The sequence below is a fragment of the Plebeiibacterium sediminum genome (assembly GCF_026013605.1).
GTDB classification, from domain to species: domain Bacteria; phylum Bacteroidota; class Bacteroidia; order Bacteroidales; family Marinilabiliaceae; genus Saccharicrinis; species Saccharicrinis sediminus.
Genome location: NZ_JAPDPJ010000008.1, coordinates 73,621 through 90,070 on the forward strand (window position 1 = coordinate 73,621; position 16,450 = coordinate 90,070).

At 34.9% G+C, this 16,450-nt stretch carries 9 protein-coding genes; all 9 read left to right on the forward strand.

Annotated elements, in window-relative coordinates; translation table 11 throughout:
- Window positions 1-10 precede the first annotated feature (10 nt).
- The 9 genes from OM075_RS05730 to OM075_RS05770 all read left to right on the forward strand — a co-directional run bounded on the left by OM075_RS05730 (window position 11) and on the right by OM075_RS05770 (window position 16,440).
- Window positions 11-1,972, forward strand: coding sequence for a RagB/SusD family nutrient uptake outer membrane protein (locus OM075_RS05730; protein WP_301189528.1), 1,962 nt, complete (start codon window positions 11-13; stop codon window positions 1,970-1,972).
- Between the two features lie 244 nt (window positions 1,973-2,216).
- A complete protein-coding gene (locus OM075_RS05735; protein WP_301189529.1) occupies window positions 2,217-4,691 on the forward strand; it encodes a pectate lyase family protein in 2,475 nt (824 codons plus the stop codon).
- A gap of 124 nt (window positions 4,692-4,815) precedes the next feature.
- On the forward strand, window positions 4,816-6,555 hold the full coding sequence (locus OM075_RS05740) for a pectate lyase family protein (protein WP_301189530.1): 1,740 nt from the start codon (window positions 4,816-4,818) through the stop codon (window positions 6,553-6,555).
- 69 nt (window positions 6,556-6,624) lie between these two features.
- The gene (locus OM075_RS05745; protein ID WP_301189531.1) at window positions 6,625-7,290 is read left to right on the forward strand and encodes a DUF3826 domain-containing protein; all 666 of its coding nucleotides are present in this window, start codon (window positions 6,625-6,627) and stop codon (window positions 7,288-7,290) included.
- Between the two features lie 111 nt (window positions 7,291-7,401).
- Window positions 7,402-10,572 (forward strand): DUF6298 domain-containing protein, encoded by a 3,171-nt coding sequence (locus OM075_RS05750; RefSeq protein WP_301189532.1) that lies wholly within the window; start codon window positions 7,402-7,404, stop codon window positions 10,570-10,572.
- A 12-nt stretch (window positions 10,573-10,584) separates the two neighbouring features.
- A complete protein-coding gene (locus OM075_RS05755) occupies window positions 10,585-11,976 on the forward strand; it encodes a glycoside hydrolase family 140 protein (protein WP_301189533.1) in 1,392 nt (463 codons plus the stop codon).
- A gap of 10 nt (window positions 11,977-11,986) precedes the next feature.
- The gene (locus OM075_RS05760; RefSeq protein ID WP_301189534.1) at window positions 11,987-12,922 is read left to right on the forward strand and encodes a glycoside hydrolase family 43 protein; all 936 of its coding nucleotides are present in this window, start codon (window positions 11,987-11,989) and stop codon (window positions 12,920-12,922) included.
- A gap of 129 nt (window positions 12,923-13,051) precedes the next feature.
- A complete protein-coding gene (locus OM075_RS05765) occupies window positions 13,052-14,893 on the forward strand; it encodes an exo-alpha-sialidase (RefSeq protein ID WP_301189535.1) in 1,842 nt (613 codons plus the stop codon).
- On the forward strand, window positions 14,893-16,440 hold the full coding sequence (locus tag OM075_RS05770; RefSeq protein ID WP_301189536.1) for an MGH1-like glycoside hydrolase domain-containing protein: 1,548 nt from the start codon (window positions 14,893-14,895) through the stop codon (window positions 16,438-16,440). The genes OM075_RS05765 and OM075_RS05770 overlap by 1 nt, the downstream gene beginning before the upstream one ends.
- The last annotated feature ends 10 nt before the right edge of the window (window positions 16,441-16,450 follow it).

Genomic DNA, 16,450 nt, shown 5'->3' on the forward strand with positions numbered 1-16,450 from the left:
ATTTCAAATCATGAAAGCAAAGATAAATATATATATATTGCTAGCCTTGCTAATTGTAACTAGCATTTCCTGCAGTGATGATTTTCTGGAGGAAAAGAAAAATTATGGAGATTACGATCCTTCATTTTATGAATCTCAAGATCGTGTAGATTGGTATATCAATAACTTATATTACGACTTTTTTGCAGGATTCACATCTCCAACAGCAACATTAGTAGGATCTTATCAGACTGAACAATCAGGTATGACTGAAGAGATTGGGGGAATTAGAGATTTAATTAATCCAACAATCATGTTAGAGGATGCAGATGATGCATCTGGATACTATGGTTCAAAAGTTGAAAATAAAATTAAACCTGAGCCTTATACCAGGATTAGAGATTGTAATGAATTGATTACAGAAATTGATGTTAGAGGAGCAAGTTTAGATGAGGATTATCGTAAACATGCAAAAGGTCAAATGTATTATTTAAGAGCTATTCAGTATTTTGACTTAATGCGAACTTATGGTGGTGTTCCTATCGTAACAGAAGTTGAGAATGCTACATCCACAGTTGATGCAATTAAACATCCAAGAGCTTCTGTCGCAGAACTAGTTGATCAAATTGTATCAGATTTAGATGAAGCAGCTAGTTTGTTACCTGAGAACTGGGCATCTTCTGATTATGGTAGAGTAACAAAAGGAGCTGCCTTAGCTCAAAAAGCACGTGTTTTATTAACGTTTGCAAGCCCATTATTTAATAAAGATTGGGATAATTCAGGTAATGAACGTTGGGAAAATGCATTACAGGCTGGTTTAGCTGCAGAAATACAATTAACTGCTGATGGTTATGGTTTATATGGAAGCAATGCTAAAGAATGGGCAGATATGTTTTTAGAGGACAATCGTTTTTGTTCTGAGGCAATTACTGTACAATTATTAAGTAGCGGAAATGTAAATACTTCATTAAATAATTCTTGGGAAAAGAATATACGTTTGAGTAGTCAAGATGGTGGTGGTGGATTGTCAGCACCTAAAGAAATGATTGATTTATTTCCTATGGCAGATGGATCACGTCCTACAGTTGAAAATGGATATGATGAATTTTTATTCTTCAAAGATAGAGATCCTCGTTTTTACAGAACATTTGCGTTTTCAGGAAGTAAATGGCCATATAAAGACAATAATGAATCAGTTGTATGGGCTTATCGTTGGGTTGATGATGCTGCTGTTAGTTATTTTAGTGAAAATAATAATATCTCAAGTCCTGCATTTGTCAGAAAAATGACAAATACAAATGCTGATAATACAAGTAGTTTTCAATATTCAGGAACTGATATTTTTGAATATCGTTATGCAGAGTTGTTATTAGGAATTGCAGAATGTTATGCAGCAAAAGGAGATATTCCAAATACGCTTAGTTATTTAGGTATGATAAGAAATCGTGTAGGTATTCCTTCTGCTAATAATTATGGTATTGGAACTTTGGCAGATAAATATGAAGCAATCGAAGCTTGTTTGTATGAAAGACGTGTTGAATTGGCTTATGAAGGTAAACGCTTCTGGGATATTCAAAGATGGATGCTTTATAACGATGATGCTACAGCTAATAATACTACTTGTGTAAAATTAGGACTAGCAACTCTTAATGGCACTCAGCGTACAGGTCATTATTTGCAATATAACCAAGTTGCAACTTCAGATGATCCACTTATTGCAGTTATAGAAGGTGTTAGCGTAGACCCTGATGCGGATGATTTTAGTACTCAGATCGATGATTTGGCAACTATATATACTAATAATTTTGTTTTAGAAGAGTTAGAAACACCTATGGATAATGTTGGAGGTGATGCTGTTCAAATTGATTGGAAACAAAATTATTACATTATGGGACTTAAAACAGATGTTATTTCTTTAAATCCTTGGATTGAGCAAACCATTGGTTGGAAAGATGAATCTGGTTCTTATGGAACATTTGACTATCAAGAATAATATATTAAAAGAGATACCCGTTTTATGGGTATCTCTTTCATCTTACTTGTTTTTTAATTGATTTATTTAAATAAAATCTAATTGAAATAAGTTTATAAGTGGCTCAATTCTTGTTTTACTTTACAAACATGTGATAGCCATTTTAACAGTATTCCTGTTTATTTCATTATAGAAATAAGCTGCACTCCAAGATTAACTAATAATCCAATTTTTAATACTGATGAATCTTAATAAGATAAATTCCATGCTTAAGTTTTTATATTTAAGTTTATTATTATTTACATCTTCTTTTTGTTTTGCTCAACTACCAGTTGTGAAAATTGATTTTGATATGGCAGGAAGAAGTTCTTCTCAGGTATCGGAGCCTAATTATTACGCATGGAATAAGTATGATATTAGTAACCAAACTATTGAAGGAGTTACATTTAGTATTTCTAAAGAAGGAAATAATGGAACTAGATTAAAAAGTAATTGGTATAAAGGAGGTATAAAGAATTCTAAATTAATTAGTGATGGAGTTACTGTTGATCATGGGAATGAAGGTGCAGGAATTTTAATTTCAATTAAAGGATTGCCAAAAGGAGAACACTCTCTATTAGTTTTTCTTAATAATGTAGATAGTCCTGATGCTAATACATTTAGTCCGGTAAATATTTTTGTAAATGATAAGTTAATTCTAGAAAATATAACTCCTTCCGTAAGGGCATTATCAAAATATAGTGCACAAATAGTCTACTTCACTTTTAAAGCAAAAAAGAATAAAGAAGTCAGAGTTTTATTTAAATCTAATACTACAAATCACAATACTACCAATAAAAATATTGTGATAAACGCAATTGAACTAAACACCCCAAACTTATTAGACCAAGCTAAAAAACCATACCCAGAAAATAATAACGAACATGTTGTTGCTAATAATAATGAAATTACACTAACATGGGAAAAGGATGATGAAGCTGTTTCTCATAACATATTTTTTTCGTCCGATTATAAAGAAATTCTTTATGCAAATAAATCAAACAACTCCTATAGAGGAAATCAAAAAGATACCACTTATAAGGTAAACAAACTAAACTCGCATTTAACATACTTCTGGCGGGTTGATGAAATAAAAAAAGACGGAACCATAACAAAGGGAAATATTTGGACATTTAGAACTGCCCAACCAGCCTTTCCTGGGGCAGAAGGCTATGGAAGGTATGCAAGAGGTGGACGAGATGGAAAAGTTGTTCATGTAACAAATTTGAATGATAGTGGTGAAGGTAGTTTACGTTATGCGATAGAAGAAGAGAAAGGACCAAGAACAATTATATTTGATGTTGCAGGGTTAATTGAGTTGAAATCCCGATTAACATTATCTGATAATAAAGTTACAATAGCAGGTCAAACTGCTCCTGGAAAAGGAATCTGTATAAAAAATGCTCCTCTGGGATTAAGCGGAGCTGAAGATGTAATCATTCAAAATATTAGGGTTAGAAGAGGATCAGAAGGTGATTATAATTGGGGATTAGATGGAATGGGAATGCAAGGTAGTAACAATTGTATTATTGATCATTGTTCAATTAGCTGGACAATTGATGAAGCCTTTAGTTCAAGGTCGGGACAAAATATTACATTACAAAGAACCTTAATTAGTGAAGCACTAAATACAGCAGGTCATCCAAATTATCCTGCAGGTACTAAACACGGCTATGCAGGTAGTATTGGAGGTGATGTAGGTAGCTTTCACCATAACTTATTGGCACATTGCGAAGGTCGCAATTGGAGCCTTGCAGGTGGTTTGGACGGTGATGCTTATTATGCAGGTCGTTTAGATATACGTAATAATGTTGTGTATAACTGGGGACACAGAGCAACGGACGGTGGATCAAAAGAGGTTAATTTTGTTGGCAATTATTATAAACCAGGTGCAGCTACAGATCAATTTTATGCCTTGATAATTGACCATGAAGGTACTGGCCTGGGTACTCAAAGAGGCTATTTTATGGGAAATGTTATGCCGGGGTATTTTGATGAGTCAAATCAACATGAAGGACGTATATATAGAATCCGTAATAAAGCTATTGTAGAATGGGAAACATTTGTTGAAAAACCATTTTTCGAATCGTATGTAAATACACAAACTGCAGTAGCCGCATATAAGGATGTACTTTCAGATGTTGGATGTATTTTCCCTGAAACGGATGATCATGATCAGCGCATAATTAAAGAAACGTTAACCGGTACTTACTCTTGTAAAGGTAGTAAATCAGGTAAGCCAGGACTGCCTGATGATCAGGAGGATGTTGGAGGCTATGAGAATTATCCTTATGAAACAAGAAGTACTGATTGGGATACAGATGGAGATGGACTTCCTGATTGGTGGGAGAAGTTTTTTAACTTAAATATACAGTCTGATAAAAATGACTTTTCAGATAGTAATAATGATGAAGATAATAATGGATATACCCAATTAGAGGAATATTTACAATGGATGAATAAGCCGCATTATATTAATAAGATTGGTGATGATATAAATTTTAGCCTTTTATCTTTATTTAAAGGTTATGAAAAATCGCCAAAGTATTCAATAGAAAAAGAAACAAATGGAACAATTATTATTAAAGATGATCAGGCAATAATTACATCTCGAAAAGAGGGCTTTGCTTCATTTGTAGTAAAAGTTGTTGATGCAGACGGAGATAGTAAGAAAAGAGAAATAGTAGCTTTTTTTAAATAAAAGGTATTGACTAGAGTCAAGTAAAAGCAAAAAATTAAATAAGAAATATCTATTATAATTAGGTTGTTACCTTATTTCAGTGTATAGAATTTAAAGGATAGTGGAATTAAAAAAACAATTAGAAATGAAGAAAGCAAATCGTGTGTTATGCACATTAATTGTATTATCTGGTTTTGTGTTTAGTAATAGTTTATATGCACAATACCCGGATATTCCAGATGATGTTAAGAAAGCGTCAAAGAAATTAATTGAAGATACTTATAAGTTATCAGATGAAGCATGGGAAAAAGCGTTACCTATTGTAGAAAAAGAAGAAGCTGAAGGTAAACCATATATTCCATGGGCAGCTCGTCCATGTGATTTACCACAGGCAGATATACCATCTTTCCCTGGTGCTGAGGGAGGTGGTATGTATAGCTTCGGTGGTCGTGGTGGAAAAGTAATAACTGTTACCAGTTTAGCTGATCACGGACCAGGAACTTTGCGTGAAGCTTGCCAAACAGGTGGTGCCCGTATTATTGTTTTTAATGTTGCAGGTATTATCAAATTAGAGCGTCCAATTATTGTTCGTGCTCCTTATGTAACAATTGCTGGTCAAACTGCTCCTGGTGATGGAGTTTGTTTAGCTGGAGAGAGTTTCTGGATCAATACGCACGATGTGGTAATTCGTCACATGCGTTTTCGTAGAGGAGAAACATGGGTAGGTCGTCGTGATGATGCCATCGGAGGAAATCCTGTAGGTAACATTATGCTTGACCATATTTCTGCAACATGGGGATTAGATGAAAACATGTCTATTTACCGACACATGTGGAATGATGGTACTGGCAAAAAAGATGTAAAACTTCCAACAGTAAATATTACTATTCAGAATTCAATTTTTGCTGAAGGTTTAGATACATGGAACCATGCTTTTGGTAGTACCATTGGTGGTGAAAACTGTTCTTTTATGCGTAATCTTTGGGCTAATAATTCAGGACGTAATCCATCTATTGGTTGGAATGGTGTTTTTAACTTTGTAAACAACACTATGTTTAACTGGGTTCACCGATCAATTGATGGTGGTGATTATACTGCAAAGTATAACATTATTAACAACTACTTTAAGCCAGGTCCTGCTTCTAAAATAGATGAGCCTGTTGGGCATCGTATCTTAAAACCTGAATCAGGAAGAAGTAAGCTGGATCATCATGTATATGGAAAAGCTTATGTATATGGTAATATCATGGAAGGTAATGAAAAAGTTACCAAAGATAACTGGGCAGGAGGTGTTCAGTTAGAAGATATGCCAGATAAAAATGATCCATATAAAGAAGTATTATTATCAGACGATCTTAAGCAATACAAAGAGCAAGTATACTGGACTCGTCCGTTTGCAATGCCTCATTTAACTATTATGCCAGCAAAAGATGCTCACGAGTATGTGTTAGATCATGCAGGTGCAACATGGCCGGTTCGTGATGCTGTTGACCAACGAATTTCAAGAGTGGTTCGTACAGGTATTATCGAGTATCCTAAAAAAGTTAGCTTAAAGGATGTGCCTAAATTCAAATATCGTCGTTTACCTGAAGATTCATATAAAATCGGAATTATTACCGACATCAGCCAGGTAGGTGGATATCCTGAATATAAAGGAACTCCTTACGTAGATACAGATAAAGATGGAATGCCTGATGCGTATGAAATCAAAGTTGGATTAAATCCTAACGATGCATCTGATGCTAACGGAGATATTAACCATGATGGTTATACAAATATCGAAATGTACATCAATGGTATCAATCCTAAGTTTTCTGTAAACTGGCAAGATCTTAAAAATAATTACGATACTTTAAATGATAAAGTGTCTTTAATTGAATATTAATATGGTGTTTAATCTCTGGGAACTAAATATTCCCGGGGATTTTTTGTTTTTAATTTTAAGGTTTGAGTTATGAAGATGAGAAATATATTAACAACACTATGTATCGTTTTATTTGTTTTTGCCAATGCCAAATGCGCAACAACAGAGGATGATGAATATACCAAAGTCATCAGAGGCAGAGCAGATAAAATTGTAGATGAATTAACATTCGATAGTAATGATCAAAAAATTAGGGTTCGAGACCTGATTATGGATCATTATCGATTTTTAAATGATGCAGAAGAATCTCGTAATGCAGATGTTGCTGAAATCAGAGAAGAATTTGCAGATAATACAGAATTAAGAAATGCCAAAATCGATTTACGAAAGGCAGAACAAGAGTTGAAAATTCGTGATCATCACTTTGCCTTTAATGCGGAGTTAAAACTGATTTTAACAGAAGAGCAAATTGACGGGGTGAAAAATGGATTGACATACAACGTATGCCCCAATACTTTCGCTGCGTTTCAGGATATGATTCAGAATTTAAAACCAGAAGAAAAAGAGCAAATACATATTTGGTTATTGGAAGCCAGAGAGCATGCTATTGATGGTGGTTCTTCAAAAGAAAAACATGGTTGGTTCGGTAAATACAAAGGTCGGATTAACAACTATCTTTCCAAGCAAGGTTACGATTTAAATAAACTTAGCGAAGAATGGCATGATAGAATGAGAGCAAAAGGAATTGAGCTTTAATATATACTATTATCTTAAATTGTAATTTTAATATTGCAATTCAATTGAGAAACTAAGAGTTTGATTTATTTATAGATCAAACTCTTGTTAAAACTATTAATTACGGTTCTAATGATTAAATCTGCGAAAGATATCTTTTCTACACATAAAATGTTTGCTATTAAAAATACATTTATCATAACACTTTTGGTGGTAGCTTCTTCAATTTTGGCGAAACCTCGTCCAAAGCCACTTGTATATATTGGTAGCAACGGAAATTTAGAATACATCTCAGATGAAAAGGGAAATAGAATTATCGATTTCTCTTACTGCGGATATGAAGCATCTGAAAAAGAAATACCATTAGTTAAAACAAAAGTTGTTGTCCCTTATGTGGAAGGTGACGCTACAGAATTGATTCAAAAAGCCATAGATTTTGTTGGAAATCTTCCAATGGATATTACAGGTTTTAGAGGTGCCATCCAGTTTGAATCAGGAAAATATTTAGTAAAAGGACGATTGTTAATTGAAAAATCAGGAATTGTTCTTAGAGGGAAAGGAATGGGTGATAATGGAACCCAAATTATTGTAGGAGGAAAGGACAGACTTACTTTTATCAGAGTTAAAGGTGAGGATAATAAAATATTAGACAAAGCATCGGACATAAAAGATGTCTATGTTCCGATCAATGCAAAATATGTTACTGTAAACAATGTTAAGGATTTTACAGTAGGACAAAAAATAATGATTCATCGTCCATCTACTCAAAAGTGGATTGATGAATTGAGCATGCGGGAACATGGTGGAGAAGAAACTGGTTATGTGGGTTGGAAACCAGGACAAAGAGATATATGGTGGGATAGAACCATCAAAGAAATTAAACAAGATACATTGTTTTTTGATGCTCCAATTACAACAGCTTTAGATACAACTTACGGAATAAGTCAGGTTGTTCCTTATCAATGGGAAGGAAGAATCAATAATATAGGCATTGAAAATTTGAGTTTAACATCAGAGTATGATGCATCAAACACTAAAGACGAAGATCATTGTCATACAGCTATTTCTATTGAAAATGCCGAAAATGTTTGGGTTCGTCAAATCGTGTTTACTCATTTTGCAGGTTCTGCAGTAGCTGCCTATGAAACAGCCAGAAAGGTTACCGTTGAAGATTGTGTTTCATTAGCTCCGGTTTCTGAAATTGGTGGATGGAGAAGAAATACCTTCTTTACAATGGGACAGCAAACCTTGTTTCAACGATTATATGCTGAAGACGGATACCATGATTTTGCAACCGGATTTTGTGCAACAGGACCCAATGCTTTTGTAGAGTGTTATTCGAGTTTGCCTCATAATTACAGTGGAGCAATAGACAGTTGGGCTTCTGGTCTTTTATTTGATATTGTAAATGTTGATGGTCAACGTTTATCTTTTAATAATCATTATCTTGATAATCAAGGCTCGGGTTGGTGTGCTGCCAATTCTATGTTTTATCAATGTTCTGCTGACAGAATAGAAAGTTTTGCTCCTCCTACTGCTACAAACTGGTGTATTGCATCGTGGGCTCAGTTTATTGGCGATGGATACTGGCATGAACAGAATAGCCATCTGGCACCAAGAAGTTTATATTATAAGCAATTGGCAGATCGTTTGGGAAAAGATGAAAAAGTGTTTGAAAATCAATACAGAATCAAACCGGAGGAAGCTTCAAGTAGTCCGACTGCAGAAGTTGCAGAGCAATTGACTAAAGAATCATACAAACCATTGGAAACAATGAAGCAATGGGTAATGAGAGCTTCAGAAAGAAATCATATCAATACCAATTCAATAGATGCTTTATTAGCAACCAAAATAAAAGATGCTAAACATGTAAAAGAGGATGATATACCTGAAATTTCTATTCAAAATGGATGGATGGTATATGGATCAAAAGTGATGGCAGGAATGCGCTTTACGGTACCTTGGTGGAGAGGTGTTGCTCGTCCTTATCAGGCAATTAAAGAGAATCCTTGCGTTACAAGATACGTTCCGGGAAGATATGGAAAAGGTTATACTGATGATCTTACATATGCATCAGAATGGATGAAGGAGAATAATATGGTTGGTTTGGAACACAATTATGGTTTATGGTATGATCGCCGTAGAATGGATCATGAGCGAGTTCGCCGCATGAATGGTAATGTTTGGGCTCCTTTCTTTGTGCAGCCTTGGGCTCGCAGTGGACAAGGAACTGCCTGGGATGGTTTAAGTAAATATGATCTTACAAAATTCGATTATTTCTATTGGTCAAGGTTAAAGCAGTTTGCTGATATTGCAGCCAAAGAAGGACAGGTTTTAGTTCATCATAATTACTTTCAGCATAATATTTTAGAAGCAGGAGCACACTGGTCCGACAGTCCATGGCGTCCGGTTAATAATATCAATAATACTGGCTTTCCGGAACCAGCTCCATATGCTGGAGATAAAAGAATTTTCGTTGCAGAACAGTTTTATGATATCAACCATCCGGTTCGCAGAGACTTACACGATAAATTCATTCGTCAGTGTTTAGATAATTTTGAAGATAACCATAATGTACTTCAATTGATTAGTGCTGAATATACAGGGCCTTTAGAATTTGTTGAATTCTGGATTGATGTGATCAAAGATTGGGAGAAAGAAACAGGTAAGCATGAAATGATTTGCCTAAGTACAACTAAAGATGTTCAGGATGCAATTTTAAATCAACCTGAACGAGCTTCAGTGATTGATGTAATTGATGTTCGTTACTGGAGTTATCGTCCGGATAGTTCAGCATATGCTCCTAAAGGTGGTGTAAATTTAGCTCCTCGTCAACATGCTCGTTTGGAGAAGACAGGTAGCAGATCTTTTAATTCTGTTTATAGAAGTGTGATTGAATATAAAATGCGCTTCCCGAAAAAAGCAGTGATTTACAGCGAAGGGAGATTTGATGCTTATGGTTGGGCTGTTTTTATGGCAGGTGGATCTTTGCCTGTATTACCTCAGGAAACCTCTAAAGAACTATTGAATGCTGCATCTTCAATGCGGCCTGTTGAAAATGCAGAAAATGCAGAAGAATTATCTATGCTTTCAAATAATAATGGTGAGTATATCATTCATTTAGCAGCAAATAATAAAGTGGATCTGGATCTTTCTTCATACAGAGGAACGTATGTTGTAAGATATGTTGATTTAAATTCCGGAAAAATTACAGGTGATAAAAAGGTGATTAAAGCCGGATCTAAGGTTAGTTTATCTAATCCTTATGAGAGTTATAGTATTTTATGGATAACTAAAAAATAAAACCGTTTAGGCATGTTTAAAAAATTAGCATTAGGCGTTATAGCATTATTACTGATGGTAGCTTGTGTTTCAAAAAAAGCTACAAAGAAAGAAGGGCTGTCTTTATTAAAGATTTCCGAAAACGGAAGGTTTATGGAAGATGAAAGTGGAGATCCATTTTTTTGGTTGGGAGATACCGGATGGTTGCTGTTTTCAAAAATGACAAGAGAGGAGGCTGATCAATACCTTACCAATAGAGCAGAACTTGGATTTAATGTAATACAGGTGATGGTTTTACATACGATTGGTGCCAAAAATGTTTATGGAGATTCTGCTTTAATCAAAAATAATGTAGCATTTCCATTGATCACAGAAGGTAATGATTTTAAAGATTCTGTACAGTATGATTTTTGGGATAATGTGGATTATGTTGTTGATCTTGCTGCAGAAAAAGGTTTATACATGGCCATGGTTCCAGTTTGGGGAAACAATGTAAAAGATGGATATGTTTCAAGAGATGAAGCTGCAACTTACTCTAAATGGTTAGCAAATCGTTATAAGGACAGAACAAATATTATTTGGTTAAATGGTGGTGATACTTTTGGTAGTGATTCAACGGCTACATGGAACATCATTGGTAATGGTTTAAATGATACAGATCCAAATCACTTAATCACATTCCATCCTCGTGGCAGATGTTCTTCTACAGATTGGTTTCATAACGAAAAATGGATGGATTTTAACATGGTTCAGTCTGGTCACCGTCGCTATGATCAGGATGATACAGAGAGAGCTTATGGTCAGGATAACTGGCGTTATATGGAGGATGATTATAAAATGACTCCTGCTAAACCTACAATTGACGGGGAGCCATCTTATGAAGGCATTCCTCAGGGTTTACATGATACAAACCAACCATTTTGGAATGATGATGATGTTCGCAGATATGCATATTGGTCTGTATTTGCTGGTGCCTTTGGATATACATATGGACATAGTGCTGTGATGCAGTTTTATAGCGAAAAAGATAAAGAACCTGCTTATGGAGCTAAATTATACTGGCAGCAAGCTGTAAATGAACCAGGAGCAAAACAAATGAAATATGTGAAGCAATTGATGCTTTCAAGAGACTTCTTTAGTAGAGTTCCGGATCAATCGTTATTAGCTGAAAATGGTGAAAAATATTCCTATAAAGTGGCTACAAAAGGCAATTGTTATGCAATGATATATACTTATATTGGAGATGAGATAGCAGTTAATATGGATCAATTTTCTTCTTCAAAAGTTAAAGCTTCATGGTTTAATCCTCGTAATGGTGAGATTAAGGAGATAAAAGAAGTTTCAAACACAGGTGTAGCAAGATTTGATGCTCCGGGTGAGACTGAAGAGGGAAATGATTGGGTATTAATTTTAGATGAAGTTTAATAGCATTACAATGAGTAAATTTTTATTAGCTATAACATTAGGATTAGTATTGGTTTTTACCAGTTGCAATCAGACTAAAGAGGCAAACGAAGTGTTTATGTTTACTTCTTTTCAGGAGCCTGCAACAGATGGATTGAGACTTTTATATAGTCAAGATGGTTTTCAATGGACAGATTTGGATACTACATTTCTAAAACCAGAAGCTGGACCAAGTCATTTGATGAGAGATCCCTCTATGGTTCAGGGACCAGATGGTACTTTTCATTTGGTTTGGACTACAGGTTGGCGTGGTGATTTAGGTTTTGGATATGCCAACTCTAAAGATTTGATGAATTGGTCAGAACAGCAATTTATTCCTGTTATGGAATATGATACTACTGCAGTAAATGTTTGGGCTCCGGAGTTGTTTTACGATGATGAAAACCAGGAATACATCATTGCGTGGGCGTCTACTATTCCTTATAAATTCCCAAAAGGAATTGAAGATGAAAAAAACAATCATCGTATGTATTATACGAAAACAAAAGATTTTAAAAACTATTCTGATCCTGAACTATTTTGTGATCCTGGTTTTAGCGTCATAGATGCAGTTATTGTAAAAAGAGCTAAAGAGGATTATGTTTTGGTTTTAAAAGATAATACACGTCCTAACCGAAATCTTAAAATCGCCTTTGGTAAAACATCTGTTGGTCCATGGAGTGAAGCTTCTGAAGCTTTTTCTGGTAATTTTGTAGAGGGACCAACTGTATTAAAACTTGGTGATGCCTGGTATATCTTCTGTGATGTTTATAAAGAATACAGATATGGGGTTTATAAAACAAAAGACTTCATCAATTTTGAAGATGTTTCATCTGAATTTAGCATACCTAAAGGGCATAAACATGGTACAATCTTTACAGCTCCAGAAGAGGTTTTGAATAGCTTAAAACTTAAGATGACTAGATAGTTCATAGTTAAAAGTTTAAAGTTAAAAGTGAATAGAATACTTAATATAATGTTTAAGTTACTATACTTTAAACTATTGACATTTAACTTATTAACTTAGTTATTGGTAACAAATTTAGAAAAGGAAAAAATGATACGAACAACACTATATACATTTTTATTTTTGGCATTAGGAGTCCTGAGTGTAAAGGCACAGGATACTGCCCGATATGTTGGTAATACATTATCAAACATCGATTATCATCATGGATTGTTAAGTCCTGCTGTTGGTACACATAATATTCAGGTGTTACGAGCTAATCGAGAAATGCCTGAGGCAGCAGATGATTTTGGTTGGACATACAATCATCAACCAATGTTGGCTTATTGGAATGATACTTTTTATTTAGAGTATTTAAGTGATTCAGTTGGTGAGCATATTCCACCTAGTCAGTCTTATTTATGTGTTTCAAAAGATGGTTACGATTGGAGCAAACCAAAGGTTGTTTTTCCTCAATACAAAGTGCCTGATGGAACTACAAAAGAAGGTGTTGATGGAGTAGCTAAAGACTTAATCGCGATTATGCATCAGCGTATGGGATTTTATGTTTCTTCAAATGATCGTTTATTGGTATCCGGATTTTATGGAATCAGTATTGATAAACACGATAGCCCTAATGATGGCAATGGTATTGGTCGTGTAGTTCGTGAAATTTATAAAGATGGCACATGGGGACCAATCTATTTTGTTCGATATAATCACAATTGGAATAAGAAAAATACCGAGTTTAAATTTTATACTTCAAGCAGAGATAAAGGATTTAAAAAGGCATGTGAAGAATTGATGGCAAATCCATTAATGATGCAACAGTGGAATGAAGAGGCAGATCGTGATGATCCTATCATCCCAATGACCTTGCAGTTTAAAGCTTTTAATTACTATCATTTACCAGATAACCGTGTTGTAGGTTGGTGGAAACATGCCTTGACTTCGATTAGTGAAGATGGTGGTAAAACATGGCCTCGCCCTGAAAGAGCTCCTGGTTTTGTAAATAAAAATGCCAAAATATGGGGGCAAAAAACTGCTGATGGAAAATATGCTACAGTTTACAATCCTTCAGAATACAGATGGCCTTTAGGTGTTTCTGTAAGTGATGATGGTTTAAATTACAACAACCTTCTTTTGGTTCATGGTGAAATTTCTCCAATGCGCTATGGAGGAAACTTTAAATCATACGGACCTCAATATATTAGAGGAATTATTGAAGGAAATGGTCAGCCAAAAGATAATAATATGTGGTTGACATACAGTATGAATAAAGAAGATATCTGGGTGTCAAAAGTTCCTGTTCCGGTTATCGATAAGGTAACAGAGGATGTAACAGAGGAATTTAATGCCTTGCCAGATAATAAAGAATTAGATTGGTGGAATATTTATAGCCTTCAATGGGCTCCTGTGCAAATTGAAAAAGTAAAAGAAGAGAAAGTATTAACAATAAAAGATAAAGATCGTTATGATTTTGCGTTAGCAGAAAGAGTTATTCCAACATCTGAAAGTTCTGTGGTTGAGTTTACCGTTGTACCTCAGCAAAATGATAATGGTCAGCTGCACGTTGAATTTCAAAATGCTCAAGGTCTGGGTGCTATTCGTTTAGTATTCGACAATGATAGTGTATTAAAAGTTAGAAATGGTTACCGTTATTCAGGAGTGGTACGCTATGAGCCTGGTGAAGAATATCACATTCAGGTTAAATTTGATGTGAATAAAAGATTTTACTGGGTTACTGTTAATGGAAAGCAAAAAGGCAATTATCGCCTAATGTATCGTCCGGTTCACGAAATTTCAAGTGTAGCTTTCAGAACAGGAGATATTCGTCGTTTCCCTGATGCAGATACTCCTACAGATCAGGATTATGATCTTAAAGATGCTGGAATTCCTGTAAAGGAAGCTCAGTTTAATATCAAATCATTTACATCGAAAAAAATCAGATAATGAACACGTTTAAGTATATCATATTTATAGCAGCTGTTATTGCATTAACATCATGTAGTTGTAATAAAAAAGACAGCAACTACCAGGGGGCGGTTTTAAATGTAGATGATTTTAAGCACTATGTGGATTATTTTAATCGCATGGAAGATGAAAACATAGCCCAGGCTATACCTAATGCTGAATCATGGCAATGGATGAAAGATAATGTTCCTTTCTTTGAATGTCCGCAGGATAATTTTGAAGAGATGTTTATTTATCGTTGGTGGACTTTGAGAAAGCATATTAAAGAAACTCCGGTTGGCTATGCCATTACAGAGTTTTTAGTGCAACGTTCTTATTCTGATAAATACAACTTGATTGCTTGTGCAATGGGGCATCATATTATGGAATCGAGATGGTTACATGATTCAAAATATCTGGATCAGTATGTACATGTTTGGTTCCGGGGAAATGAAGGTAAGCCAATGAATAAGCTGCATAAATTTAGTAACTGGACTGCAGATGCATTATATCAAAAGTATTTGGTTGATGGTGATAAAGAATATATGTTGGACATGCTACCGGATATGATTTCTGATTATGAGCGTTGGGAAAAAGAGCGTCGTTTAGAAAACGGATTGTTTTGGCAAAAAGATGTTCAGGATGGAATGGAAGAGCAAATTAGCGGTGGACGTCACGTAAAAAATGCCCGTCCAACAATTAATAGTTATATGTATGCAAATGCAGTTGCCATAAGTAAAATGGCATCTATGCAAGGTGAAGCTGATATTGAAAAGAAATATAAAGCGAAAGCGGATACTCTACTGGGATTGATAACAACGAAACTTTGGAGTGAAGACAGTCATTTTTATGAAACTGTAAAAGAGGATGGTGATTTTGCAAATGTTCGTGAAGCAATAGGTTTTATTCCATGGTATTTTAATATTCCAACTGATGCTCAGTCTGTAGCATGGAAGCAGTTAATGGATGATCAGGGATTTTTAGCTCCTTACGGACAAACAACAGCTGAACGTCGTCATGATGAGTTCAGAACAAAAGGATGTTGTAAATGTGAGTGGGATGGTGCTATCTGGCCATTTGCTACATCGCAAACAATGGTAGGATTGGCAAATGTGCTTAATAATTACGATCAGAAAGAGATTACTAACGAGGATTACTTCAAGCACATGGAGTTATATGTAGAGTCACAGTACCATCGAGGTCGTCCTTACATTGGTGAGTATCAGGATGAAGTGACCGGATATTGGTTAAAAGGTGATCAGGAACGAAGTCGTTATTACAATCATTCAACATTTAATGATTTAATAATTTCAGGGTTAATAGGATTACGACCAAGAGCTGATGAAAAGATCGAAGTTAATCCATTAGTTCCTCAGGATAAGTGGGATTGGTTTTGCCTGGATAATGTAAAATATCAGGGGAAAATCTTAACAATAATCTGGGATAAAGATGGATCAAAATTTAACAAAGGTACAGGTTTACAGATCTTAGTTGATGGAAAATCTGTTGCACATTCAGACCAATTACAAAGGTTGGTAACTGAATAAACAATACAGG

Bases quoted from the DNA above. Each gene is read 5' to 3' on its own strand.
- OM075_RS05730 (WP_301189528.1), top strand. From the start codon at position 11: ATGAAAGCAAAGATAAATATATATATATTGCTAGCCTTGCTAATTGTA.
- OM075_RS05735 (WP_301189529.1), top strand. From the start codon at position 2,217: ATGCTTAAGTTTTTATATTTAAGTTTATTATTATTTACATCTTCTTTT.
- OM075_RS05740 (WP_301189530.1), top strand. From the start codon at position 4,816: ATGAAGAAAGCAAATCGTGTGTTATGCACATTAATTGTATTATCTGGT.
- OM075_RS05745 (WP_301189531.1), top strand. From the start codon at position 6,625: ATGAAGATGAGAAATATATTAACAACACTATGTATCGTTTTATTTGTT.
- OM075_RS05750 (WP_301189532.1), top strand. From the start codon at position 7,402: ATGATTAAATCTGCGAAAGATATCTTTTCTACACATAAAATGTTTGCT.
- OM075_RS05755 (WP_301189533.1), top strand. From the start codon at position 10,585: ATGTTTAAAAAATTAGCATTAGGCGTTATAGCATTATTACTGATGGTA.
- OM075_RS05760 (WP_301189534.1), top strand. From the start codon at position 11,987: ATGAGTAAATTTTTATTAGCTATAACATTAGGATTAGTATTGGTTTTT.
- OM075_RS05765 (WP_301189535.1), top strand. From the start codon at position 13,052: ATGATACGAACAACACTATATACATTTTTATTTTTGGCATTAGGAGTC.
- OM075_RS05770 (WP_301189536.1), top strand. From the start codon at position 14,893: ATGAACACGTTTAAGTATATCATATTTATAGCAGCTGTTATTGCATTA.